Origin of the sequence: Shewanella sp. SM23, assembly GCF_025654295.1 — a bacterium.
Classification (GTDB): Bacteria; Pseudomonadota; Gammaproteobacteria; order Enterobacterales; family Shewanellaceae; genus Shewanella; species Shewanella oncorhynchi.
Genome location: NZ_JAKKRM010000004.1, coordinates 282,542 through 307,469 on the forward strand (window position 1 = coordinate 282,542; position 24,928 = coordinate 307,469).

The 24,928-nt window shown below is 45.2% G+C and carries 23 protein-coding genes and 3 tRNA genes; 5 read left to right on the forward strand and 21 right to left on the reverse strand.

What is annotated here, in order from left to right:
• Positions 1-147: 147 nt before the first annotated feature.
• The 20 genes from L5L98_RS07705 to orn all read right to left on the reverse strand — a co-directional run bounded on the left by L5L98_RS07705 (position 148) and on the right by orn (position 17,490).
• Entirely contained in the window at positions 148-732 is a 585-nt protein-coding gene (locus L5L98_RS07705; RefSeq protein ID WP_263139776.1) for an anthranilate synthase component II, read from the reverse strand.
• A 178-nt stretch (positions 733-910) separates the two neighbouring features.
• The gene (locus L5L98_RS07710; RefSeq protein WP_105250272.1) at positions 911-1,348 is read right to left on the reverse strand and encodes a ClpXP protease specificity-enhancing factor; all 438 of its coding nucleotides are present in this window, start codon (positions 1,346-1,348) and stop codon (positions 911-913) included.
• The gene (sspA, locus tag L5L98_RS07715; RefSeq protein WP_006080065.1) at positions 1,348-1,977 is read right to left on the reverse strand and encodes a stringent starvation protein SspA; all 630 of its coding nucleotides are present in this window, start codon (positions 1,975-1,977) and stop codon (positions 1,348-1,350) included. The genes L5L98_RS07710 and sspA overlap by 1 nt, the downstream gene beginning before the upstream one ends.
• Before the next feature lie 96 nt (positions 1,978-2,073).
• Entirely contained in the window at positions 2,074-2,772 is a 699-nt protein-coding gene (locus tag L5L98_RS07720; RefSeq protein WP_105250273.1) for a cytochrome c1, read from the reverse strand.
• Positions 2,772-3,986, reverse strand: coding sequence for a cytochrome b (locus tag L5L98_RS07725; RefSeq protein ID WP_105250274.1), 1,215 nt, complete (start codon positions 3,984-3,986; stop codon positions 2,772-2,774). Before L5L98_RS07725 ends, L5L98_RS07720 begins: the two co-directional genes overlap by 1 nt.
• A complete protein-coding gene (gene petA, locus L5L98_RS07730) occupies positions 3,986-4,576 on the reverse strand; it encodes a ubiquinol-cytochrome c reductase iron-sulfur subunit (protein WP_006080059.1) in 591 nt (196 codons plus the stop codon). The genes L5L98_RS07725 and petA overlap by 1 nt, the downstream gene beginning before the upstream one ends.
• 370 nt (positions 4,577-4,946) lie before the next feature.
• Positions 4,947-5,840: a protease modulator HflC gene (hflC, locus tag L5L98_RS07735; protein ID WP_263139777.1), complete on the reverse strand. Its 894-nt coding sequence runs from the start codon at positions 5,838-5,840 to the stop codon at positions 4,947-4,949.
• A 3-nt stretch (positions 5,841-5,843) separates the two neighbouring features.
• Positions 5,844-6,983, reverse strand: a complete 1,140-nt coding sequence (gene hflK / locus L5L98_RS07740; protein ID WP_028761770.1) for an FtsH protease activity modulator HflK — start codon at positions 6,981-6,983, stop codon at positions 5,844-5,846.
• A gap of 36 nt (positions 6,984-7,019) precedes the next feature.
• Entirely contained in the window at positions 7,020-8,327 is a 1,308-nt protein-coding gene (gene hflX / locus L5L98_RS07745; RefSeq protein ID WP_263139778.1) for a ribosome rescue GTPase HflX, read from the reverse strand.
• A gap of 23 nt (positions 8,328-8,350) precedes the next feature.
• Positions 8,351-8,623 (reverse strand): RNA chaperone Hfq, encoded by a 273-nt coding sequence (hfq, locus tag L5L98_RS07750; RefSeq protein ID WP_006084207.1) that lies wholly within the window; start codon positions 8,621-8,623, stop codon positions 8,351-8,353.
• Positions 8,624-8,715: 92 nt separating this feature from the next.
• The gene (gene miaA, locus L5L98_RS07755) at positions 8,716-9,642 is read right to left on the reverse strand and encodes a tRNA (adenosine(37)-N6)-dimethylallyltransferase MiaA (protein WP_263139779.1); all 927 of its coding nucleotides are present in this window, start codon (positions 9,640-9,642) and stop codon (positions 8,716-8,718) included.
• Positions 9,635-11,545, reverse strand: coding sequence for a DNA mismatch repair endonuclease MutL (gene mutL, locus L5L98_RS07760; RefSeq protein WP_411569207.1), 1,911 nt, complete (start codon positions 11,543-11,545; stop codon positions 9,635-9,637). The genes miaA and mutL overlap by 8 nt, the downstream gene beginning before the upstream one ends.
• Positions 11,546-11,558: 13 nt before the next feature.
• Complete coding sequence (locus L5L98_RS07765) at positions 11,559-13,016, reverse strand: N-acetylmuramoyl-L-alanine amidase (RefSeq protein ID WP_212599647.1); 1,458 nt, start codon at positions 13,014-13,016, stop codon at positions 11,559-11,561.
• Between the two features lie 8 nt (positions 13,017-13,024).
• Positions 13,025-13,483 (reverse strand): tRNA (adenosine(37)-N6)-threonylcarbamoyltransferase complex ATPase subunit type 1 TsaE, encoded by a 459-nt coding sequence (tsaE, locus tag L5L98_RS07770; RefSeq protein WP_028761764.1) that lies wholly within the window; start codon positions 13,481-13,483, stop codon positions 13,025-13,027.
• A 102-nt stretch (positions 13,484-13,585) separates the two neighbouring features.
• On the reverse strand, positions 13,586-15,070 hold the full coding sequence (locus tag L5L98_RS07775) for an NAD(P)H-hydrate dehydratase (RefSeq protein ID WP_263139781.1): 1,485 nt from the start codon (positions 15,068-15,070) through the stop codon (positions 13,586-13,588).
• 268 nt (positions 15,071-15,338) lie between these two features.
• The gene (locus tag L5L98_RS07780; protein WP_028761762.1) at positions 15,339-15,794 is read right to left on the reverse strand and encodes a hypothetical protein; all 456 of its coding nucleotides are present in this window, start codon (positions 15,792-15,794) and stop codon (positions 15,339-15,341) included.
• A 649-nt stretch (positions 15,795-16,443) separates the two neighbouring features.
• Positions 16,444-16,519: transfer RNA gene (locus L5L98_RS07785), tRNA-Gly, on the reverse strand.
• Between the two features lie 42 nt (positions 16,520-16,561).
• Positions 16,562-16,637: transfer RNA gene (locus tag L5L98_RS07790), tRNA-Gly, on the reverse strand.
• Positions 16,638-16,679: 42 nt separating this feature from the next.
• A tRNA-Gly gene (locus L5L98_RS07795) sits at positions 16,680-16,755 on the reverse strand.
• A gap of 189 nt (positions 16,756-16,944) precedes the next feature.
• Positions 16,945-17,490, reverse strand: coding sequence for an oligoribonuclease (gene orn / locus L5L98_RS07800; protein WP_131523968.1), 546 nt, complete (start codon positions 17,488-17,490; stop codon positions 16,945-16,947).
• 112 nt (positions 17,491-17,602) lie between these two features.
• Here orn and rsgA point away from each other — a divergent pair, with 112 nt between their 5' ends.
• The 5 genes from rsgA to L5L98_RS07825 all read left to right on the forward strand — a co-directional run bounded on the left by rsgA (position 17,603) and on the right by L5L98_RS07825 (position 24,505).
• Positions 17,603-18,667, forward strand: coding sequence for a small ribosomal subunit biogenesis GTPase RsgA (rsgA, locus tag L5L98_RS07805; RefSeq protein WP_105250279.1), 1,065 nt, complete (start codon positions 17,603-17,605; stop codon positions 18,665-18,667).
• A 62-nt stretch (positions 18,668-18,729) separates the two neighbouring features.
• Positions 18,730-19,608 (forward strand): archaetidylserine decarboxylase, encoded by an 879-nt coding sequence (gene asd, locus L5L98_RS07810; protein ID WP_263139783.1) that lies wholly within the window; start codon positions 18,730-18,732, stop codon positions 19,606-19,608.
• A gap of 6 nt (positions 19,609-19,614) precedes the next feature.
• The gene (locus tag L5L98_RS07815) at positions 19,615-20,496 is read left to right on the forward strand and encodes a DMT family transporter (RefSeq protein WP_219251047.1); all 882 of its coding nucleotides are present in this window, start codon (positions 19,615-19,617) and stop codon (positions 20,494-20,496) included.
• 68 nt (positions 20,497-20,564) lie between these two features.
• Entirely contained in the window at positions 20,565-23,768 is a 3,204-nt protein-coding gene (locus tag L5L98_RS07820; RefSeq protein WP_263139885.1) for a mechanosensitive ion channel domain-containing protein, read from the forward strand.
• 14 nt (positions 23,769-23,782) lie between these two features.
• Positions 23,783-24,505 carry a glycerophosphodiester phosphodiesterase gene (locus L5L98_RS07825; protein WP_263139785.1) on the forward strand — a complete coding sequence of 241 codons (723 nt, stop codon included), beginning with the start codon at positions 23,783-23,785 and terminating at the stop codon, positions 24,503-24,505.
• 20 nt (positions 24,506-24,525) lie between these two features.
• On the opposite strand, the gene L5L98_RS07830 is transcribed toward L5L98_RS07825, so the two are convergent.
• Entirely contained in the window at positions 24,526-24,861 is a 336-nt protein-coding gene (locus tag L5L98_RS07830) for a DUF3392 domain-containing protein (RefSeq protein ID WP_113939153.1), read from the reverse strand.
• Positions 24,862-24,928: the final 67 nt, after the last annotated feature.

Sequence of the window (24,928 nt, forward strand, 5' to 3'; positions counted from 1 at the left end):
AAATGACTCAGTCTACTTATCTGCTGGTTTCGCCTATTCGCGTAGTTTTGCGGCAGTTATAGCATAGTTAATCGCTAAACTTGCTTAAAAGAAGGATAAATCTTGTAACAGAAATTGATAGTGTGGAGAGTTTTTAAGGCGAGGAAATTATACGGGCACAGCCGGTTGCGCTAAAAAATTGGCTAACAGTTCGAGACCTTGCTCGGTGAGAATTGATTCGGGATGAAATTGCACCCCATAAAGCGGTAAGTCTTGATGGCTCATGGCCATGATTTCTCGGCCGTGAATTGCATCGTCAAACCAAGCATCGAGTACAAAACCTTCAGGCACAGCATCAACCAGTAACGAGTGATAACGTGTCACGGTTAAAGGCTGATTTAATCCCTTAAATAACCGCTGTCCAGTGTGCGTAATGGCACTGACCTTGCCATGCATTACCCGTTCGGCACGCACGACATTGGCGCCAAAAACCTGTGCCATCGCCTGATGCCCTAAACAGACACCTAAGATTGGCATGCGCGCAGCAAAATGTTCAATCGCCGCGAGGGAGATCCCCGCCTCATTAGGTGTGCAAGGTCCGGGCGAAATCACCAGATGACTAGGCGCAAGCGCCTCGATGTCGGCTAGGCTAATTTCGTCATTACGCTTAACCACTATCTCTTGCCCTAGCTGCTGAAAATACTGCACTAAGTTAAAGGTGAAAGAGTCGTAATTATCGATCATTAGCAACATACAAGATCCATTGGTCTAAATGGGTAAAGGTAACGCATATCTAACGGATGAATGCGGGCGCAAATGCTATCACACCTTGTACTTAAGGTTTAACCAATTACGGCGATAAAATACAGCGACAAAAAAGCCAGTCATTAGACTGGCTTAGTTTTTTAACGACTTGGGCATTTCACCACAGTTATTTAACCACAGTTAAATGACTGCGGCGCTTAGGGGGCTCATCTGTCGGTTCAAACGCTTTATCTGTTGTTTCAACAACGGATAAAGATGAATCGACTTCATCGTCCATCAGATAAGCATCTTCGATATCGAAGACTGTGCCAGCACCGTTTTCACGGGCATAAATAGCAACAATCGACGCCATTGGCAACATCACCTGCTGAGGAACACCACCAAAACGCGCATTGAACTCCACACACTCATTGCTAATTTGCAAATTGCCCACTGCGCCAGCAGCAATATTCAACACTATCTGGCCATCCTTCACGTATTGCTGCGGTACTTGAGTGCCTTCAACAAAGGCATCAACCACAACGTGAGGAGTCAATTGGTTGTCCATCAACCAATCATAGTAAGCCCTTAGTAAATAAGGACGATTTGGAGTCAAAGGTTTCATTACATACCCATGCGCATTTCGCGTTCGGCTTCAGTTAAAGAAGCTTTAAACGATTCACGCTCAAAAATACGTGTCATATACGCTTTGATATCTTTAGCTACACGGCTATCTAGCTCAATACCTAATACAGGTAAACGCCACAACAATGGGCCAAGGTAGCAATCCGCTAGACCAAATTCTTCGCTCATGAAGTAAGGCACTTCACCGAAGATAGGCGCAATTGCGATCAGGCTTTCAGTCAACTCTTTACGAGCCGCTTCAACACGATCACCTTTACGGATACGGTCAACGAGCGAATACCAGTCAGTATCGATGCGATGCATCATCAAACGGCTTTGGCCGCGAGACACTGGATAAACTGGCATCAAAGGCGGATGAGGAAAACGCTCATCCAAATATTCCATGATAATGCGTGATTCGTATAAAACGAGTTCACGGTCCACCAAAGTTGGCACTGAGTTATATGGATTTACTTCGAGCAAATCCTCAGGCATTTCGTTAGGGTCGACCTGTAAAACATCAACAGTAACCCCTTTCTCAGCTAACACGATACGTACTTGATGGCTATACAGATCATCAGCACCTGAAAACAGTGTCATGATAGAGCGTTTGTTGGCAGCAACAGCCATTGATACCCTCCAGAATCGAAATAAAACAAAAGTAAACGAGGGGCAAAGCCCCCCGTTTACACTATGCGGATATTACATTTTACCCGTTATTGGTGCCTAGTGTACATCTTTCCAATACTCTTTCTTCAAGAGGTAGGCCACAATAAAGAATATAAATAGGAATCCGAGTACCCACCAGCCCATAGCTTGACGCTCTAGCTTAACAGGTTCAGCCGAATAAACTAAGAAGCCAGTGATATCACGTACTGCTTGGTCGTATTCTTCCGCATTCAATTTACCGCCAGTCACCACAATAGTGCCATCTTCTTGTTTAACTGGTGTGCCTTGTAACTCTTCGAGTACATGTGGCATGCCAACAGATGGGAATACTGTGTTATTCACACCAAATGGGCGACTTGGATCTTTATAGAAGCCTTTCAGATAGGAATAAACCCAATCTTCACCACGCACGCGAGCAACTAAAGTTAAGTCTGGCGGTGTAGCACCAAACCATTTAGCAGCATCTTTAGGTGGAATAGCGTTTTGCATCAATTCACCAATTTTAGCATCGGTGAACATATACTTATTACGCATATCATCCGCAGAGATACCGATATCGGTCGCTACACGTTCATAACGTTGATACTGAGTGCTGTGGCAACCAGAACAGTAATGTTGGAACAGGTCCACACCACGCTCTAAAGAAGCTTTATCATGCAGATCAACATTGGCATCTTCTAAATGAATTTTATGTCCGCTCGCGGCCATAGCCAACGTCGGCAACAAGGTAACTAATGCAATCAATAATTTTTTCATTAGTGTGTCAACCTCGCTGGAACAGGTTTAGTTTTTTCATTCTTGCTGTATACCCACAGCGCCACAAAGAAACCAAAGTAAGTGAAAGTAAACACCTGTGCAACTATCGTCAGCGTCGGCGTGGCAGGCACTACCCCTAAATAACCCAATACTATGAAAGATATAGCAAATTGAGCAATATTCAGCTTATGTAGCGTACTACGGTAGCGAACTGACTTCACTTTACAGCGATCTAACCAAGGCAATACGAACAGTACTGCAATCGACAGACCCATCATTATCACGCCACCCAATTTATCAGGCACAGCACGTAAAATGGCGTAAAAAGGAGTGAAGTACCAAACGGGTGCAATGTGTTCAGGAGTCTTCATCGAGTTAGCCGCTTCAAAGTTTGGCTTTTCAAGGAAGTAACCACCACCTTCAGGAATAAAGAACAACACATAGCAGAACACTATCAGGAAGCCCGCGACGCCCATAATGTCTTTTACAGTGTAATATGGGTGGAATGGAATACCGTCAACTGGCCAGCCATTTTCGTCTTTGTTCTTCTTGATTTCGATACCGTCAGGGTTGTTAGAACCCACTTCATGCAGCGCAATTAAGTGTAAAAACACGAGTACGACTAATACTAGCGGCAGAGCAATAACGTGCAGCGCAAAGAAACGGTTCAGCGTTGCGCCAGAGATCACGTAGTCACCACGGATCCACAGGGTTAAGTCGTCACCAATAACTGGAATCGCACCGAACAGAGAGATAATTACCTGCGCACCCCAATATGACATTTGACCCCATGGCAGCAAATAACCCATAAAGGCTTCGGCCATCAACACGAGGAAAATTAACATACCGAACAGCCACAGTAGTTCTCTAGGCTTCTGATATGAACCGTAAATTAAACCACGGAACATGTGCAGATAGATCACAACGAAGAAGGCTGATGCACCCGTTGAGTGCATATAACGCAGCAACCAACCGTATTCAACATCACGCATTATGTATTCAACAGAGGCAAATGCGCCTTCTGCTGTTGGTACATAGTTCATCGTCAACCAGATACCTGTCAGTAATTGGTTAACCAATACCAACATCGCTAGCGAACCGAAAAAATACCAAAAGTTAAAGTTAGTTGGCGTAGCGTATTGGCCCACGTGACGGTTATAAGTCGCCGTCATTGGGATACGCGCATCAATCCAATTAATTAAATTCTTAACCATTACGCCACTCCTTTATCTACACCGATAATCACGGTGCCATCATCAACGTATTGATGTGGAGGGATAACTAGGTTCAATGGAGCTGGTACGCCTTGGAAAACGCGACCAGCCATATCGAACTTAGAGCCATGACATGGACAGAAGAAACCAGAAGTGACACCTTCAACTTGCTCACCAAATGAATCTGGCAAATAAGTAGGTGAACATCCGAGGTGGGTACAAATACCGACAGCAATAAAATACTCTGGCTTAATTGAGCGCAAAGGATTTGTTGCATAATCAGGCTGCTGCATCTCAGCAGAAGCAGGATCTCTTAACTTATCATCATGTGTTGGCAGTTCATTGATCACAGCATCTGTGCGACGGACAACCCATACAGGTTTTCCACGCCACTCAACACGGATCAGCTGACCTGGCTCTACTTTACTGATATTTACTTCGACCGGTGCACCTGCAGCTTTCGCTTTGGCACTCGGATTCCATGACTTGATGAAAGGAACCGCTACAGCGACGGCACCAGCACCACCTACTACGGCGGTTGCGGCTGTCAGGAATCTGCGACGTCCGGTATCGACTGGCGCATTGCTCATCCACTTATCTCCCAGAGGGTGTTGGAATTTTTATATTTCAAAGACTTTCAGCCCTTAGTCATCACTAGGGTCAAAAATCGAAGTTTGAAGCGGGGCTCATTATAGCTAAAAATTAGAAGCAGATCATAGTGAAAACACGCAAGTAAGTTAGGGAGATTGCGTGTTTTTTAAAAAAAGCCTAAAAAAGACCCAACTATTAACCCATTTTAATTCATTTGGATCATATTTTAAGCTTCTTGTCTGTGATATCGGCATAAAGCATGCATCGCTAATATAAATTAGCCCAGACTTTTCAAACTAAGTTAACAATCGTCAGATAAAAAAATAGGCCCTGAGTAACAGGACCTATTAAATGAATACTTTTAATGTATTACTTCTTAGGTGCAGTGTTCTTCATATACTTGAAGAACTCGCTATCAGGCTCTAACACCATAATATCGGACTTGCCTGAGAAGCTGGCTCGATAAGCCTCTAAGCTACGAACAAAACCGAAGAACTCAGCATCTTTGTTGTAAGCATCAGAATATATCTTCGCTGCTAACGCATCTCCTTCACCTCGAATGGTTAAGGCTTTACGTTCAGCTTCGGCAATCTTCACCGTCACATTGGCATCTATCGTTGCACGAATAATTTCAGACTGTTCTTTACCTTGCGCTCTATGCTCTTTTGCAACAGCTTGACGCTCTGCACGCATACGCTGGTAAATACTGTTACTGACGTTAGCCGGTAGATTGATTTGCTTTACACGCACATCAACAACTTCAATACCTAAGTCTTTTGCACTTTCTGAGGCATTGGATAACGCATCATTTTGCAGTTCATCACGCTTACCAGAAACAATCTCTCTGATAGTGCGACGACCAAACTCTGTGCGTAAATCGTTGTTGATCTTACGTTGTAATAGCGATTCTGCATTCGACTTAATACCACCGTTTGTAGACAGGTAATATTTTTCGAAATCCATAATGCGCCACTTCACATAGGAATCGACCATAAGGTCTTTCTTCTCTGAAGTCACAAAACGATCAGCTGCACCATCGAGTGTCTGAATACGGGCATCGAGTAATTTTACTTTATCGATCACAGGCACTTTCATGTGCAGGCCTGGGCCGTAGACGCGGGTGACTTGCTTACCGTCAACGTCGTCTTTTAAAATTTCACCGAAACGCGCCACAATAGCGCGCTCGCCTTCATTCACCACCATTAAAGATGACAAACCAATACCTAAGAGCACGGCGATAAGAATAACGCTTAATCTACCCATGGATTACTCCCTCCCTTGGCGAGTACGATCATCGCGGGATGGACGTCCACTCAAAGGCTCATTCGCGCGAGTCGTTGATACAGATGAAGAATTAACATTTTGCTGTGGCTTAGCTTCCAGCTCATTTGTCGCAGGCTTCTGCTGAATTAACTTATCTAGCGGTAGGTACATTAAGTTGCCGTTGTTCTTAGCATCAATCAGCACTTTATTCGTATCTGTCATCACTTGCTGCATTGTATCAAGATACAAACGCTTACGAGTCACTTCAGGCGCAGCTTGATACTCTGGTAATAACAACTCAAAACGAGCCACTTTACCGCGAGCTTCTAAGACTTCACGCTCTTTATAAGCATTCGCTTGTTGCGCCATACGTTCAACTTCACCACGAGCTTTTGGTTCAATTTCACGGGCATAAGCTTCAGCTTCACGAATAAAACGTTGTTCATCTTCTTGGGCAGAAATCGCATCATCGAAGGCGTCTTTCACTTCTTCTGGCGGACGTGCCGGTAAGAAGTTAACGTCAACAACAGCAAGACCCAATTTGTACGGTTCAAGAATGCGCTCTAACTCTTTCCACGTATCGCGACGAATAGCATCACGGCCCGTAGTCAGAATATCATCCATCTTGTTATGTCCAATGACATAACGCAGTGCACTGTCAGTCGCTTCACGCAAACTGGCGTTCGCATCGACGGCACTAAATAGATATGAGTAAGCATCTAAAATACGATACTGAACATCAAGCTCAACTTTCACGACGTTTTCATCGGATGTCAGCATGCTACCAGACGCAGGAATAGAGCGAACCGATTGAATGTCGACGGGATAAATTTGGTCGATAAATGTGGCTTTCCAATGAAGTCCAGGGCCAATTTCGCCAGCGTGTTTACCAAATCGCAGTGCCACACCACGCTCAGCTTCTTTAATTGTATAAAAACCCGAAAGTCCCCAAACAACTACAGCAACAGCAAGAATGATGATTAGGCTAAACGAACTAAAAGACTGGCCTGAGCCATTTCCTTTGCCGCCAAAGCGCTTTGAAAGATTACGAAAAACCTCGTCAAGGTCCGGTGGTCCTTTGTCGTTACCACCTTTATTTCCCCAAGGATCATTACCCTTGTTACCGGGCTCGTTCCAAGCCATTTAGCACTCCATAAGTGGATGAAATAAATTAGATTATTAACAAACAGCTTCATCTATCGAATCTTCGAAGACGAAGGTTTCTAACTCACCCTGACTCTGTTTTGTTAATCGGCGCCAATCGGCGTCCGATAAACGAACAGACAAAATACAGTTCCCCAGATCGTCGTACTCTTTCTGCTGTATCGCATCCAGTCGATAAAACTGGCCAAGATAATGTCCAGCAGTTGCCGGAATTCTAAGTGTTAGCTCTTTAATCACCTCACCAATAAGCTCAGTGATGGCTTTCAATAGCAAATCAAATCCTAAACGCTTCTGTGCTGAAACCCAAACTCGAACGGGTTTGCCTATGTCGTTATATTCAATTCTTGGCGTCACATCTTCGAGTAAATCGATTTTGTTACAGACCACGAGTTGCATGACTTCATCGGCTTGGATGTCTTTCAGTACAGATTGAACCTGATCAAAATTATCCGCCATGTTTTCATCTGCACAATCAACTATGTGTAGTAATAACTCAGCTTGCCTTGTCTCTTGTAAGGTTGCCTTAAATGCAGCAACGAGATCATGGGGCAAATGACGAATGAACCCGACAGTATCCGCTAATATCACGGCACCATCAGGTAAATCTAACTTTCTTAGCGTAGGATCGAGTGTGGCAAATAGCTGATCTGCAGCATAAACATCAGATGATGTTAGGGCATTAAACAGCGTTGATTTACCCGCGTTTGTGTAGCCGACTAATGAAACTGTCGACAAATCACTACGCTTACGTGCACGTCGACTCTGTTCACGTTGCTTATCAACTCGCTCTAAGCGTTTGTTGATATTTTTAATCCGTCCTCTGAGCAAACGTCTATCGGTTTCGAGCTGGGTTTCCCCTGGACCACGTAAACCAATACCGCCCTTTTGCCTTTCAAGATGCGTCCAACCACGGATCAGGCGAGTCGACATATGGCGCAATTGCGCTAGCTCCACCTGTAACTTACCTTCGTGAGTTCGCGCTCTTTGGGCAAAAATATCGAGAATAAGTGTCGTACGGTCGAGCACTCGACACTGACACACTTGCTCAAGATTACGCTCTTGGGCTGGACTCAATGCATGATTAAAAATCACCACATTGGCTTCAGTCGCCGCCACTAATGCAGCTAACTCTTCGGCTTTACCAGAACCCACAAAAAATTTGCGATCCGGTGAACGTCGACTTCCAGTAATCACCCCGACTGATCTTGCCCCAGCTGATTCTACTAATAGCTGCAGCTCGACTAAATCTTCTCGGCGTTCCTCATCGGAAAAGTCGATATGGACAAGAACCGCAGTTTCTCCCGCCTCATAACGATCAAACAAGAAGCAAACTCCTCAGATAATACTTATTCGCCACTAGGCGCATCATCTTGAGCACCATATCCGCCTTGGGCATTTTGGTGACCAGTAACGTTGAATGGGCGTGCTGGCACGACAGTAGAAATAGCGTGTTTATAAACCATTTGGCTCACTGTATTTTTCAACAGAATGACAAATTGATCAAACGACTCTACCTGTCCTTGGAGTTTAATGCCGTTAACCAAGTAAATTGATACAGGAACGCGCTCGCGACGCAATGCGTTCAAAAATGGGTCTTGTAAAGATTGCCCCTTAGCCATTTTATTATTTCCTTTTTAATTTATATAAAATAAATCGATATCAGTGATAGTTTTTTGTTTAGTTTTAGTATTATACAGCAAGGGCTAATAAGCTAGCGGCATTGACGCATAAGTATAACTAAATTCCCCTCAGCACCACTTTCAAGCCAATTCAACTCTGGCCAACTCCGCAACCATGTTAATTGACGCTTAGCCAATTGCCTAGTAGCAGCAACCGCTTTTTCGACCATAGTATCATAGTCAAACTCACCATCTAGGTATTGCCAGCACTGTCGATAACCGACACAACGCATTGAAGGCAAGTCTAAATGCAAGTCTCCACGGGCTTTTAGCTCTGTGACTTCCTCAATAAAGCCCTGTTTGAGCATAATCGCAAAACGTTGCGCTATTAAGTCATGTAACACTTTGCGTTCGCGCGGTGCAATAGCAAACTGCACTACGTCATAAGGCAAGGGAGCTGACTTGGTCTGAGTCAACTCAGTCATGCTCTTGCCGCTTATTCTATAGACTTCCAGCGCTCTTGAAAGTCTTTGTGGATCATTAGGATGAATTCTTTCTGCCGACACGGGATCTATCTCCCTTAATTGGTCATGCAGTGCTTCCCATCCCTTTTCATCCGCCTCCGCTTGGATCTCGGCTCTAATGGCCTCATTCGCACTCGGCAAAGGTGACAAACCTTCGAGTAACGCTTTGAAATACATCATGGTTCCGCCAACTAATACTGGCGTTTTCCCCATGCTGACAATCTCTTCTATCTGGGCTATTGCATCGGCTCTAAAGTCGGCTGCCGAATAACTTTCACTGGGATCACGAATATCAATTAATCTGTGCGGCCCGCGAGCCAGTTCGTCTGTTGAAGGTTTGGCACTGCCAATGTCCATACCACGATAAATTAATGCCGAATCGACCGAAATAATTTCACAGTTATGCTTTTCGGCCAATTCTAATGCTAAAGCTGTCTTACCTGAGGCCGTTGGCCCCATCAAAAATAACACTTTAGGCTGTAATTCTTTATTCACTTGCTTGCTCTTCTAGCCACGATTGCCAAGGTAAGAATATCGCTTTGTTGGCAATAAGCTGTTTTTTCTCTTCAGCTAACTGCGAAAATGCTGCCCAGACTTCTGGTGCCGAAACGAATCCCGTTAAACTGTGTTTTGCCAACCAAAACGCCAATGCGCTCGGCGCAGGTGTTTCAAAACGTAGCGATTGTAGCCATTCAGGGATCACTTTGGCTAACTGGCTCTCTCTGATATATGGGGGCACTTTTTTAATAATCAACTGCTGGTAACGAATTGTTAGTTCTAAACCTAATTGGCGGATCAGCGTGTCATGTTCAGTGAGCACAGCCTGCCAATCAGCATCAGCCGCGACAGACACTGGCATCAATAAAGGCTGACCAATTAACCCCGTCGCTAGCTTAGCTTCAATCTCTTGGCATCGCGTCGCCAATGCTACTGATTTTATTGATAATAGACTGAGTTTATCTTCCGACGTCATCACCCAATATTGCCCATCTAATATCGATGGCATAGGTAACACAGACTGATAATCTTGATCTTTTACACTGTAAGAAGGGGTTTGCAGTAAAGCACCATAACTTGCTATTGCCGCCTTTGACGGTAATTCAGTACGTTGTCGAGATTCACCTGCAGAATAACTGCCACGGCTGCTGTCCCTTGGCGTTGTCATGCTGCCAAAAGCATTGGTTTGAGTGCCAAAACTGGCGCCTTCTCGTCCTGCGCCTAGAGACTTTATTTGAACGGCAGGGGCAACTGTATCTTGAGCAGACTCAAGTGTATCAGTTTGCGCATTAACTAGAGCTGAATAAGCGCCAAGTACAAAAGGGGCTGAGATTTCAGCGCTTATCGGGGCATCCACAAACACATCTTCAACCTCATCCAAAGAGCTAGAGTGAACAAAGTTGAGCTCTCCTGCTTCTTCCAGCGCCGATTGCAATGCTTGCAGAATATAATCATGCACATAGCGACTCTGATGGAATCGCACCTCATGCTTAGCAGGATGCACGTTAACATCCACTTGATGGGGATCGATATCCAACATCAGCACGTAGCTGGGTTGCTCAAGTTCTGCTTTTTGGGCAAAGGCTTGACGCACTGCATGATTGACTAAGCGATCACGGATAAGGCGTCCATTGACATAAAAGTAATGGGTATCGCTGATAACCGGTGACCAAGGTGACTGCAAATAACCACTGAGACGCAAGTCAGCGTGTTGACATTCAATCTTAAGCGCTTGCTCGGCAAATGGACGGCCACACACTTGCGTCAAACGTTGCAAATACTGGGCTTCATTCATGGCGGGACGATAATTACGTACTGTCTTGCCGTTATACGTCAACGTGAAATGAATATCGCCACGCACTAATGCAATGCGCTTTAACCATTCATCTATATGGGTAAATTCGGTTTTGTCACTCTTTAAAAAGCGTCTGCGAGCCGGTGTATTAAAGAATAAATCCACCACTTCAATCGTCGAACCTACTGGATGCGCGGCGGGCATCACTTTAACTGCCATGTCGGCACCTTCAGCATGGGCTTGCCACGCTTCAGTTTGCTCAGCCGTGCGTGACGTTAAAGTTAAACGTGAGACTGAGCTGATACTGGCTAGCGCTTCACCACGGAAACCAAAACTAAGGATCGCTTCAAGATCGTCTAAAGTGTGCAGCTTTGAGGTCGCATGACGCGATAAGGCCAGCGCGAGTTCATCTTTAGGTATGCCAGAGCCGTTATCGCGAATTTTAATCAGCTTGCTGCCGCCTTTATCGATTTCAATATCGACTCGGCTCGCGCCTGCGTCGAGGCTATTCTCGACCAATTCTTTGACTACGGAAGCGGGTCTCTCAACCACTTCCCCCGCCGCAATTTGGTTGGCTAATTGCGGAGGCAGGATCTGAATGCCCATCATGCTTTCCTATTTAACTCTGGGGTATGACTAGCGTTTGCCCTAACTGCACCACATCGGATTTCATTCCATTCGCTTGTTTGATGCTGGACATAGGCACACTGTAACGTTGCGCGATTGCAGATAAAGATTCTCCACGACGGACCTTATGTTTAACCTTTGTCGATACCGCATCACCAACATAGGCTGTAGGCGTTCTTTCAGTTGACGTTCTTTCTGCTGATGCTTTTGCTGTGGTTTTGGCCGGCTTAGCACTGCTAGAACTTCCTCCCCTTCTTTGGGCAAGCAAAGTATCCGCTGGCGGATTGTTATGATAGTAACGGCTCACCCCCTTATAAATAGCATTGGCAATGCTCTCTTGATGGCGACTACTCGACAGTAAACGCTCTTCTTTAGGGTTTGAAATAAAGCCCGTTTCAACCAAGATTGAAGGAATATCCGGTGACTTCAGCACGGCTAAACTCGCGGACTCAGGGCGACTTTTATGCAATTGAGTCACGCCACCTAAATCTTTTAAAATATCCCCCGCTACAGAATGGCCAATTGCCATCGAACTGTTCATTGACATATCGAGCAGCGTCATAGCCAAATACTGTTCATTATCCGTGTTTTGGATAATCTCACCCGCGCCGCCCAGTAACTCAGAATGCTTCTCTTTTTGCTCTAACCAACGTCCAATTTCACTATTAGCACGACGCATTGATAGCACCCATACGGAGGCGCCACGTGGATTGGGCGAGGTAAAGGCATCCGCATGGATAGAAATCAGCAGATCAGCCTTACTGTTGCGCGCCAGTTCAGAGCGTTTATTTAAATTCACAAAATAATCACCAGTACGGATCATCACAGCACGCATGCCTGGCGTGTCATTGATTTTGCTGGAAACACGTCTGGCGATTTCTAGGGCGACCTTTTTTTCATAAACACCAGAAGGACCAATGGAGCCAGGATCGTCGCCACCATGACCCGCATCAATAGCAATGACAATATCGCGGGATGATTGCGCCGCTTGGGTGACAGTTTTAACGGGTGTAGATGACACGATAGCCGTTGCAGTAGTTAACGTTTTATCTTCTAAATCAACCACTAGACGATTGCCATAGGGCGCAGTAACAGGCAAAGAAAACAAGCTTGCATTCAGTGGCTTTACGAGATCGATCACTAAGCGCAAATCACCTTTAGTGGGTGACTTACTGATCCGCACGCCCTTAACTAACTTACTGTTGTTTTCAAGATTTTTAAGCACAACTTTAGCAGTAGTCTTTTTTAAATCCACCACTAAACGATTAGGGCCATCTAAAGAGAAATAGGTGTAATCAGGCACTCCACTCAAGTCAAACACGATTCGAGTTGACTCAGGCGCGGCCCAAATACGTACGCTTTCTAACTGATTAGCAGCATGGGCCACCACAGAAAAAAAAGAACATAAAGAAAGAATAATAATTTGAAAATACGGGTTATTTTTTATCATTTTAGTTTTTATTTTATCGCTTTTAATAACTTTTCACCTGGCTCAGACAAGGCCTCTATGCGTATTTCTCGCCCACTATTTTGATAACTTAAATGCATATGGACATCGGCAGCGGGCAATAAACCCTCTCCCTTATCTGGCCATTCAACAATGCACAGACTTTTATCCGTAAAGTAATCACGGATCCCCATAAACTCGAGTTCTTCTGGATCGTTTAAACGATACAAATCAAAATGATAAACTTCGACACCTTCTAACTCATAAGGTTCAACTAAAGTGTAAGTCGGGCTTTTAACGGCACCTTTATGGCCCAATCCCTGAATTAAGCCACGACTCAGCGTCGTTTTACCGGCTCCTAAATCACCCGTAAGATACAGAGTCAAAGGCGCTTGGACATGGCGGGCTAATTTTTGCCCAACCGCAATAGTGTCGTCTTCGTTGTCTAAGAAAAAAGTTAACTCTGTCATATCCGCTTATATCACTGCTATTATTGATGGAGAAGCGACTCAATCCTAAAAAGGCACAGGGCACATAACAAAGTCCAGCCCCGCTTGAGTCTCACATTCCGCCTAGAGTAAATCACTATTCACTAATTGGCGAATAAAAGGCATTAAATCGCTCGCTAACATGCCACGTTCTCCCTGTATTGCCGCAAGATCGGCAGCGCAACCATGTACGACTACGCCAAGCACAGTTGCCTGCATATTATCCATTCCCTGAGCCATGAGCGCGCCTATAATACCAGATAACACATCGCCACACCCACCACTGGCAAGCCCAGGGTTACCGACTGGTGCCACTACCATTTGCTGACCATCAAAAATGACCGTTCCTGCGCCCTTTAGTAATACAACACCGCCGTACTTTTGCTGTATAGCGCGAACAGCGGCAAATCTGTCCTGTTCAATATCGACCACGGTACAACCAAGTAAACGCGCCGCCTCACCCGGATGTGGTGTTAATACCCAATTCGTTTGGCGCCTTGGTTCGTTACTGAGCAGATTCAATGCATCGGCATCTAAAACACAAGGCTTATCGCTCAAGCCCACGGCTTTAAACAAATTATACCCCCAGTCATGCTTACCTAAACCAGGGCCAAGCACGATAACCTGCGCCCAACCAAGGCGCAGATACACTTCCATATCGACTAAATCACAACCCCAAAACATCAATTCAGGACGGGAGACATTCACCGTCAGTTGATGCTCAGGTCGACTGATCACAGTGACTAATCCCGCGCCTGCACGTAGGCAAGCTTCACTTGCCAGTCTCACAGCCCCAGCCATGCCCATATCACCGCCGATGACAGTGACTTTCCCCGATTGGCCTTTATGGCTATCCCGTGCTCGGGCGGCAAAATAGTCCTTAAGAGTCTCTCTTCCTACTCTTTGTGCGCTCGCTTCAGCAAAGAAAGGCGTTAATCCTAAATCTGCAAATTCAAGCTCGCCACTGTAATGCCGCGCCTTACCCGTTAACACACCTTGCTTTACACCACCAAAACATAAGGTGATATCCGCCATCACAGCAACACCTGTTACAGCGCCTGTATCGGCAATGACTCCAGAGGGTAAATCAAGACTCAATACCCAAGCCGAATTGTCATTAATGGCACGGATATATTTAGCCATATCGTCGCGTACAGCATCACGTACCCCCGTACCTAACAGACCATCGACTATGATTTTCGCTGCGAGAATAGGTTCAACCTCTAACGGCAGTAATTTTCCACCTTCAGCAAGATAATGGGTCAATGCTTGCTGACACTCAGGCGTGCCTGCCGCTGACGTCATCATCACAGAAACGTCCATACCACTGGCACGGGCTAGACGGGCGCACACTAAAGCATCGGCACCATTGTTACCGCTGCCAGCAAGGATTAACACAGGTAAGACTTTGGAGCTATGTTTCGCTAAACACTCAAAAGCCGCCGCGCCAGCACGCTCGACCAATTCATAGAGACTAGATACTCCCTGAGACACTGCACTCAGTTCCGCTTCGCGAACTTGTGTTTGGGTGTATAGAGCTTTGGGAAATTGCGATAGATCTTGTGCCATGAAGGATCTCCTTAGACACCAATGACTCCATTTCACAATGAGTAATCTCACCATAGAAGTCTTGGCAGAATTGAGCAAGGCCAATAAAAATCAGCCAATAGATCAAGAAAGTAGCAAAAAAAGCAGCGAGAAATTATGACGTAAATCAGTTCAGGCGCAGAAACCCGCCCAAATGGAGCAAAGTAGAGTAAAAGTTGCCGATACAAAGTCGACATAAAAACCAAAGCCAGCACTGGGCTGGCTTTGAGAATCGATAAGAAAGGACGGTTTAGATATCATCCATCCGAATCGTACTATGGACTAAACGTTGCTGCTGAGTTTTCTCTACTCGGATCAAATTGGCTAACGCATTGCGCGCATCTTCCGCCGTGGTCGAGTTAACTGTTTTTTCTAACAAACCAATCAGACGATTCTCTAGGTCTAAATGTAAGTTGAGCACATCATCTTCATTCATGTTTGCGGGCAACATAGTATCTTGGCAACGCTTAGTAAAGTCTTCAAAAGTGAAGTCTTTATACCAAGTATCAAGAATACGATGTGGTGCTTCATCCATATAATCACGCAGTTTTTCTGCCATGGTTTTTTGGTGTGATTCAAAATACTCCAACATCATTTTCACACGAGCCGAGTCAGCTTGATTGTTGAGTCGGCCATAGAGTTGCGCCATATCTAAGCGGCAATTTGCCACATACTCGAGTAGATCACGTAATTGTTGAATACGCATATAATGCACTCCATTGTCAGGCCAACTACTTGGCGCTATTAATTTTGTCTAATTCCATTATGTGAGTAAAAGCGTTACGAATATTTGAACAAGGTCATAATTTAACTTTCACGCAGCTATCTAATTTAGGAAAACTTGAAGAAACACGCTATAGATCACGCATCTAAATCCTATCACACTGTTTTGTATAAAAGAGAAAAGCCAAAAGAGATCTCAACGCACTTTTCCCAAAGGGTATTAGTAAGTCTTTGGTTGTGCATGGTGAATCTGAGATAGAGTGCTTGAAGTAGATGGCAGTGAATCAAGACAAATATAGATGAGCCAATTGAGGGAATGACACGAAAAAGTCGCTGTTGGGGGGGGGGGGTTAACGGAAGTACAGCGAAATGATTTTAATCACAACAATTTGAGCCTATGTTCTAGCTAACTGTTTAAGCATTAAGAAAGTTATAGCGATATTAGGAACTGAACTAATTGAAAGTTAAAGCAATAATGAGGAAATAGAACGAAATTGGAGCGACATGATTTTGATCAAGAACGGTTCTAACCGATGACCTATACCTTGGCAAAAAAAGAAGGTATCGCCATATCAAGTCCGCAACTGATCTAATGTCAATTGAGTAATCTGATAGTGGAATATTTAGGAAATTGGAGCGACATATCGGGTTCGAACCGATGACCTATACCTTGGCAAGGTATCGCTCTACCAACTGAGCTAATGTCGCATAATCTGTACTAATGATTTGGTAAATCACTAAGTTTTAATTTGGAGCGACATATCGGGTTCGAACCGATGACCTATACCTTGGCAAGGTATCGCTCTACCAACTGAGCTAATGTCGCATAATCTGTAYTAATGATTTGGYAAATCACTAARTTTTAATTTGGAGCGACATATCGGGTTCGAACCGATGACCTATACCTTGGCAAGGTATCGCTCTACCAACTGAGCTAATGTCGCTTTTTGCATCGCTGCTACATTTGCCTTCAACATTAACAAAGGTATCGCCTTTAACCTTTATCAACTGAGCTAATGTCGCATTCAATCTAAATGACCGTACATCTCTGTTCGCATCAAAAAGTTGAGGCCGCATTATATGAAAAATTCATGCGGCTGCAACCCCTTCTTGCATATTTATCTACTGATCGGTCAAATTTTAAATACTTTGCTGCGATAATACTGTAATTCAGCGATCGACTCTTGGATATCCTGCAGGGCTTGGTGGGTATTTTGCTTCTTAAAACCATCCATCGTTTCTGGACTCCAACGCTTCACTAGCTCCTTAATCGTACTGACATCCACGTTGCGGTAGTGGAAATAATCTTCCAACTCGCGCATATAACGATTTAAGAAGCGTCTATCTTGCCCAATACTGTTACCACACATTGGAGAAGCACCCTTAGGAACATACTGTTCTAAGAAGGCAATAGTCTTAGCCACGGCTTGCGCTTCGGTTTCTTGGCTAGCACGAACGCGATCAATCAACCCAGACTCACCATGATGCTTTTGATTCCAATCGTCCATGGCGGCCAGCACATCATCTGACTGATGAATCGCGATAACCGGACCTTGACCGATAATATTGAGTTCTTGATCTGTCACTAAAGTGGCAATTTCAATGATCCTGTCGACGTCGGGCTCTAACCCTGTCATTTCCAAATCGATCCAAATGAGATTATTTACATCTGCCGTCATAAATCAGCCTTATCGTGTCAGTTAGCCTAAATTCAGGCTTTTTTATTCAAGAGCGTGTATCATACTGCTTTTTTCCAACACAAAAAATCACCTAATTGACGAAGACGAATCAGTGAGTAAAAAGAAACCCCTAAGCCAAGGTCAATTACGCCGTATGCGCGCTAATCACGAGAAGCGACTCAATCGTGATAGTGGCGATAAAAATACGCCAGAGTTACAGGATAGTTCATTGGGGCAAGAACAGCCCGGTACTGTGATTTCACGTTTTGGCCAACATGCCGACATAGAAACTGAAAGCGGCCAAATTGTGCGCTGTAATATTCGCCGTGCCGTCACAAGTTTAGTGACTGGCGATAAAGTGATCGTACGCTTAGCCATTGAGAGCCAAGCCAATAGCGGCATCGCAGGTATTGTTGAAGCCGTTCATCCACGTCGCTCATCACTTACACGCCCAGATTTATACGATGGCGTGAAAATCATCGCCTCGAATATCGACCAGATTTTGATTGTCTCCTCGGTATTACCCAGCTTTACCACCCAGATCATCGACCGTTATTTAGTGGCTGCCGAAGATACCGATATTCCGCCTATCATCATTTTGAATAAAATTGACTTGCTCAATCCCGATGAAGCGCAGGCAATCGATGAAGCGCTACAGCGCTACAAAGACATTGGCTATCCGGTTTATAAGGTCAGCAGCAAGCTCGGTGATGGTATCGATACCATCAAAGGTATACTCAAAGATAAAGTCAGCGTGTTTGCTGGCCAATCTGGTGTGGGTAAATCATCAATAATCAATGCATTACTACCCGATGCAGAGCTTATTATCGGTGATGTTTCCGATAACTCAGGTTTAGGTCAACACACCACCACCACAGCCAAACTGTTGCACTTGCCTAGTGGCGGCGATTTGATTGACTCCCCAGGCGTGCGCGAGTTTGCCCTATGGCATCTTCCTGCACAACGTGTCGGCTGGTGCTTTATCGAGTTTCGCGAGTATCTTGGCGCATGTAAATTCCGCGATTGTAAACACGGTGACGATCCCGGCTGTGCACTTCAAGAAGCCCTGAGCCAAGGTAAGATCAGCGCAGATCGCTTTAATAATTACCATAAAATTATCGCCAGCTTAGATGAACAACGTCATGCCCGCCATTTCCGCGCGGCCACTGACGAATAACGACTTATTGATAAATAACAACAGTCTCAGCAAAGATTGAGCAGTAAGAAAAGGAATTGAAATTGGATAAAGTCAAAATAGCGCTGCAGTACATGCTGCCAAAACACTTGTTATCTCGTTTAGTGGGTAAACTCGCTGCAGCCGAAGCTGGCGCCTTGACCACTGCCGCTATCAAGTGGTTTATCAAACAATATAAAATCGACATGAGCGAAGCGGCGCAGAGTGAGCCTGAAGCCTATAAAAGCTTTAATGCCTTTTTTACCCGCGCCCTTAAACCCGGTATTCGTCCGTTAGATATGGACGCCGATATCATGGTGCATCCCGTCGATGGTGCGGTAAGTCAGTTAGGCCCCATCAAAAACGGTCGCATCTTCCAAGCTAAGGGTCATCACTATTCCTCGTTAACCTTACTTGGCGATCAAGCCGAAGATGCTAAACGCTTCGAAGGCGGTGATTTTGCGACTATCTATCTGGCGCCTAAAGACTATCACCGTATCCACATGCCGATTAAAGGCACGTTATCAAAAATGACCTATGTACCTGGCGAACTGTTTTCGGTGAATCCGTTAACGGCGAGACACGTACCCGGTCTGTTTGCCCGAAACGAACGCGTTGTGGCGATTTTTGAAACCGAATTAGGTCCATTGGCCATGGTATTGGTTGGCGCAACGATTGTTGCCAGTATTGAAACCGTCTGGGCTGGCACAGTCACGCCGCCGACAGGTAAGCAAGTCTTCACTTGGGAATATCCAACCCAAGGCCCAGATGCCATCACCTTAGACAAAGGTGAGGAAATGGGTCGCTTCAAGTTAGGCAGTACTGTGGTGATGTTGTTTGCTAAAAATGCTATCGCGACATTTGCTGAAGGTGTTGAAGCCGAAGCAGTGACTCGTATGGGACAAGCCTTCGCTAACCTGAAAGACGTTAAGCAAGCGGATTAAGCTTTCTTGAGTTCTGCTAAACCTTCGGGATTAATTGAATTGCATCTGGCTGTGCTGCTATTTGGCGGCACAGCTTTGTTTTCTAAATTAATCCCGCTCAGTGCCCTCGACATCACCTTTCTACGCTGTATCGTCGCAGCCACAGTGTTAGGTTTGCTAGTCAAATTCAGCCGCAAACGTTTAACGCTGGCAAGCAAACAAGATTATCTAGTCGCAATCGGGCTTGGGGTTATCGTCAGCCTGCATTGGGTGACTTATTTTGCGGCCATGCAATTATCGTCGGTCGCCATTGGCATGATTGCGTTTTTCACCTATCCGGTGATGACAGTGATTGCCGAGCCGTTGCTGACAGGTAATAAGATAAAATTACACGATATGATCAGCGGTGTATTAGTGCTGATTGGGGTGATATTACTGATCCCTGAGGCCAATTTAGGTAACGACACTACGCTGGGCATTGCCATCGGCATAGTGTCCGCCATCTTGTTCACCACCCGTAACTTATTGCACAAACGCTACTTTTCCCAGTACAGCGGCCCCCATGCCATGTTCTATCAAACCTTGGTCGCCGTGGTGTTCTTGATGCCGTGGCACCAAACGGAACTGGGCAGTATCTCATTAGAAGTGTGGGGATTAATTATTTTACTCGGCGTCGTCTTTACCGCAGCGCCACATGCGCTATTTACTTCTGCGCTGAGGCAACTCAGCGCCAAAACGGTTGGGCTAGTCTCTTGCTTACAACCCTTTTATGGCGCCATGTTAGCGCTGATCATTTTAGGTGAAGAGCTCAATCTCAACACCTTAATTGGTGGCACTATCATAGTCGCTACCGCCATCTTCGAAACCCATCAATCGCACCAATCACAGCGGCGAAAAAAGAACGCCTGAAACATACCAATCTCAACGCAATTTGGCTAATATGGAGCGTCTTTCGCCCCTAAATGTCTTTAGCCTATATGCCACGTATTTTATTGTTCATTATTGCTTTTTTCACATTTTCCGCACTTGCCAATTCGCCTTTGCAGTTGGACAAACGTCTTGGCATGAACAAGCAAGATCAGCAACAAAATCTCAGCATTGACGAACAAATTAACGAACTAAAAATTAACATAGAAAAACTCGCCGCCAACGCAGCCAGTTTCCAACAAGCGCAGATTGATTTTGAGCAACATAAGAAGCGCACTAATCAAGCGCTGAAAGACGCCTATAAGCCTTTATCACTAGAAAAAGGTACTGACCTCAGCCAGCAGGCTTCCATGGCCTATATTCGCTTGTCTGAACTTAAAGAAAGCGAATCCACCCTTGGCCGGCAAGTTAACGATTTATTGCTACGTCACAATGACTTACCTACCGTTATCGCCAGCGCGAGGCAAACTGTCGCCCAAAACAAAAAAGCAGAACTCGCCCCGCTAGATACCCCTACGGGAGAGTTACAGCAAACTCAACGACTCTTCTTTGAACAAAGCCTTGCCACCGATGAAGCAGAACTTGCCAGCAGCCAAAAACGCATTGAACTGACGCAATTACAATTACAGCTAGTCCGCCAACAACTGGTGCAGCAAGAAGCCTTGATCGAAACCATCAACAAGGCAATCAATAAACAACGTCAGCAACAAACGGATGCCACCCTAGCCAAAAACTTAGTTAATACCGAAAAAGTCATCGATCCTATCACCCGTAATATTGCCGACACTAACCAGATTTACGGCCAAAAGCTGCAAACGTTAACTTTGCAGATCAATAATGTGGTCGAACAGCAGGAACAGGCTGAAACCCAATATCAATCCCAAGCCAAACAACTGGCAAACATCCAAGAGCAGATCACTTGGGTCAAAATGAACTCCGCCTTTGGTGAGCGCTTTTTGCAGATGTTGCAATCACTGCCTAAACCACCGAATCACGAAAAACTGCAAACGCTGATCGCCGATGCGCGCTTAGACAGATACCATTTAGAGCAGCAACAAGCCCTCAATGAGCAAGAATTAGAACAACCCGGCTTATACAATGAGCAGCAGATTAAGCTCTTACACTCGCAACAGAGTTTGATCTCGCAGTTGATGCAAAGCTATGACCAATACTTAAGTGAATTAGGCAAGCTGAAGGTCAATTACCAACAACTGAGCCAACAGAATCTCACCCTCAAAAATACCCTTAACGAACATTTATTCTGGGTGCCTAACGCTGCAAGTATCAGTAAGTTATGGCTTACGGATCTTGAGCGCAGCACGGTTTGGCTTGTGCAACAAGCACAGTGGGATGAACTGGGAAAAGCCTGGGATGAACAAAACGATTATTGGTCTTGGTGGATCATATTGCTGGTACTGTGTTTAGTCGTACAAGACTTGATCACTCCTAAATTCAATCGCTTGCTAAATCATTACACCACTTATGTGGGCAATGTGACCCAAGATAAATTCATTTACACTCTCAAAGCGCTCGCCTGCAGTATCTGCTATGCGTTGATAAAACCTTTCCCAGTGATCATGGCGGGATTGATTTTCTATCATTCCGATCGCAATTTTGTGCAAGCAGTGGGTATGGGCATACTGGCGATTGGTTTAGTGTATCTCTTATATCGCTTCATCTTTATTCTGACGCTCGACAAAGGCGTACTCGTGGGCCATTTCAAACGCCCCTCAAAACTCATCCAAGCGGGACAATCACGGCTCAGACACTTTGTGCTGATTGCTAGCCCATTATTGGGTCTGATGGGCTTTACCGAAGTACTCGACACATCACTGGTGCGTAATAGCATAGGCCGCGGCGCATTCATTATTTTCTGTATCGTTTTATTCTTGTTATACAAAGATATTTTAATCCTGAGCCGTAAAAACTCAGATGCAAAAAAAGACGGTAAAAACAAAAAACTCATTCAGAAAATGCTCTGGACCTTGCTGATTTCTGTGCCGCTTTTAAGCGCAGTGTTAGCTTTTAGGGGTTACTACTTCACCGCTTTCCAAATGCTGTTACAACTGCAATTATCGATCGTGCTGGGTCTGGGTTTCTTGCTCTTATACCAATTGATCAAACGGTGGATGTTAATCGAACGCCGCCGTATCGCCTTCGATCGCGCTAAGGCAAAACGTGCAGAGCGCTTAGCACAAAGGGAAAAAGGCGAAACACATCACCCTTCCGTCGATGGACTCGATACCTACGAAGAACCCGTGGTCGATCTGGAAACCATTTCGAGCCAATCCCTTGGCCTAGTGCGTTCACTCTTGTTATTGGCCTTTTTAGCCAGCTTGATTGGTCTGTGGACTCAAACCCATACGGCGCTGTTTTCTTTCCTCGATGGCATTACGCTGTGGACAACCAATACCAGTGTGAATGGCTTAGAGCAACAATTGCCCATTACCATGAAATCACTGATGTTTGGGCTGATAGTGGTGGGTTTCTCGTTAATGATTGCCACCAATTTGCCCGGCCTACTTGAGCTAATGATCCTGCAAAGGCTTGATCTCTCGCCTGGAACGGGTTTTGCGATCACAACCGTCAGTCGTTATCTGGTGGTTTTCCTCGGACTATTAATCGGCTTCTCTAATCTCGGGATGGAGTGGTCTAAGTTACAATGGCTGATTGCCGCACTGTCGCTCGGTTTAGGTTTTGGTTTGCAAGAAATTTTCGCCAACTTTATCTCAGGTTTGATCATTTTGTTTGAGAAACCCGTGCGGATTGGCGACACAGTGACAATTCGTGATTTAACAGGGACAGTCAGTAAAATCCAAATTCGGGCGACCACCATTATTGACTGGGATAGAAAGGAAATTATCATCCCGAACAAGGCCTTTATCACAGAGCAGCTGATCAACTGGTCCTTGTCAGATCCTATTACTCGGGTCATTGTTTATGTGTCGGTGGCGCGGGATTCAGACCCTGCCAAAGTTGAAGCGACCCTGTATCAAGCGGTGCAAGAGTGTGAAGATGCACTTGCCAGCCCAGAACCTGAGGTCTGGTTTGCCGGCTTTGGTAAACATACCCAAGATTATGAAGTGCGCGCCTATGCAAAAGATATGTCGGCACGCTGGCCACTGCGCCATGATTTACATAAACGAGTGACTAAAAAACTCAAAGAAAACAATCTCGAACTCGCCTACCCGCAGATGGAAATCCATATTAAGAATGGTCAAAATCGCGAGCAACAAGGCATAATTAGAAGCTAATAGGATCGCAGACCATGCTTATTTTTGCTCACCGCGGCGCCAGCGGTTATCAGGCCGAAAATACCTTAGCCGCCATGGCTAAAGCGTTAGAATTGGATGCACAAGCCGTCGAACTCGATGTACATAATGTCGAAGGTGAGTTAGTCGTGTTTCACGACAGACGACTCGATAATAAAAGCTCGGGCACGGGCGTCATTCACTTAGTGAGCAAGGACTACCTAGCAAGCATCAATGTGAAAGGTGAATCCATTCCGACGCTATGGCAAGTACTTGAGCTGATTGCGGGGCGCTGCATAGTCAATATAGAGTTAAAAGGCATTAATACCGTCACGCCATTAATCGACTTATACCCAAAGGCTATGAGTCAGCTTGGGTTTACCAAGGAGCAGTTACTGATTTCCTCCTTTAACCACCCCTATCTGCATGAACTTAAACAGGCGTTGCCGGATGTGTTAGTCGCACCATTGCTTGCCAGTATTCCACTCGATGGGGCTGGCGTGGTAAGCGAACTGAATGCCTATTCATTGCATTTAGATGTGAGTTTTATCAGCCAAGCGCTAGTAGATGACGCCCATAACCGAGGTGCCAAGGTTTATGTTTATACTGTCGATCATATTGATGATATTCATGCGCTTAAGCAGATAGGCGTCGATGGCGTGTTCAGCAATTACCCCGATCGCGCCATGCAAGCCTTAACTCAAAAGGCAATGGCCGATTACTCTGGCTACTTTGAGTAACGGCAAAAATAATAACGCTATTAAGCTTGGCTATTTCGCTGAGCCCAATAACCGATAAAAATAAACATGGCCACAATTAACAGAAACATCCAATGGGATGGCATAGCCACTATATGTCTTGCCACCCAAGGCGTGGCTTTCACGATCAATAGTCCATAGCCAAAGGCATTCACAATAATAAAAACAAATGTTCGCAGCACAAAAGAATGCCCCAACAAATGACGCCTTAAGATACGATTTACATCCGCTGAAAAAACCAAAATAAGACACACCACCATAGCGGTAGCAATATCGAAGGCCCAAGGGCGAAGCATATTGCCTAACTGGGCAATAATGGCGACTAATTGATCAAACATAGACTTAACCTAAAAAGATGCAGCGCAATCCATCTGAGTGGCCGCGACAGCGTATTGAAAAATAACA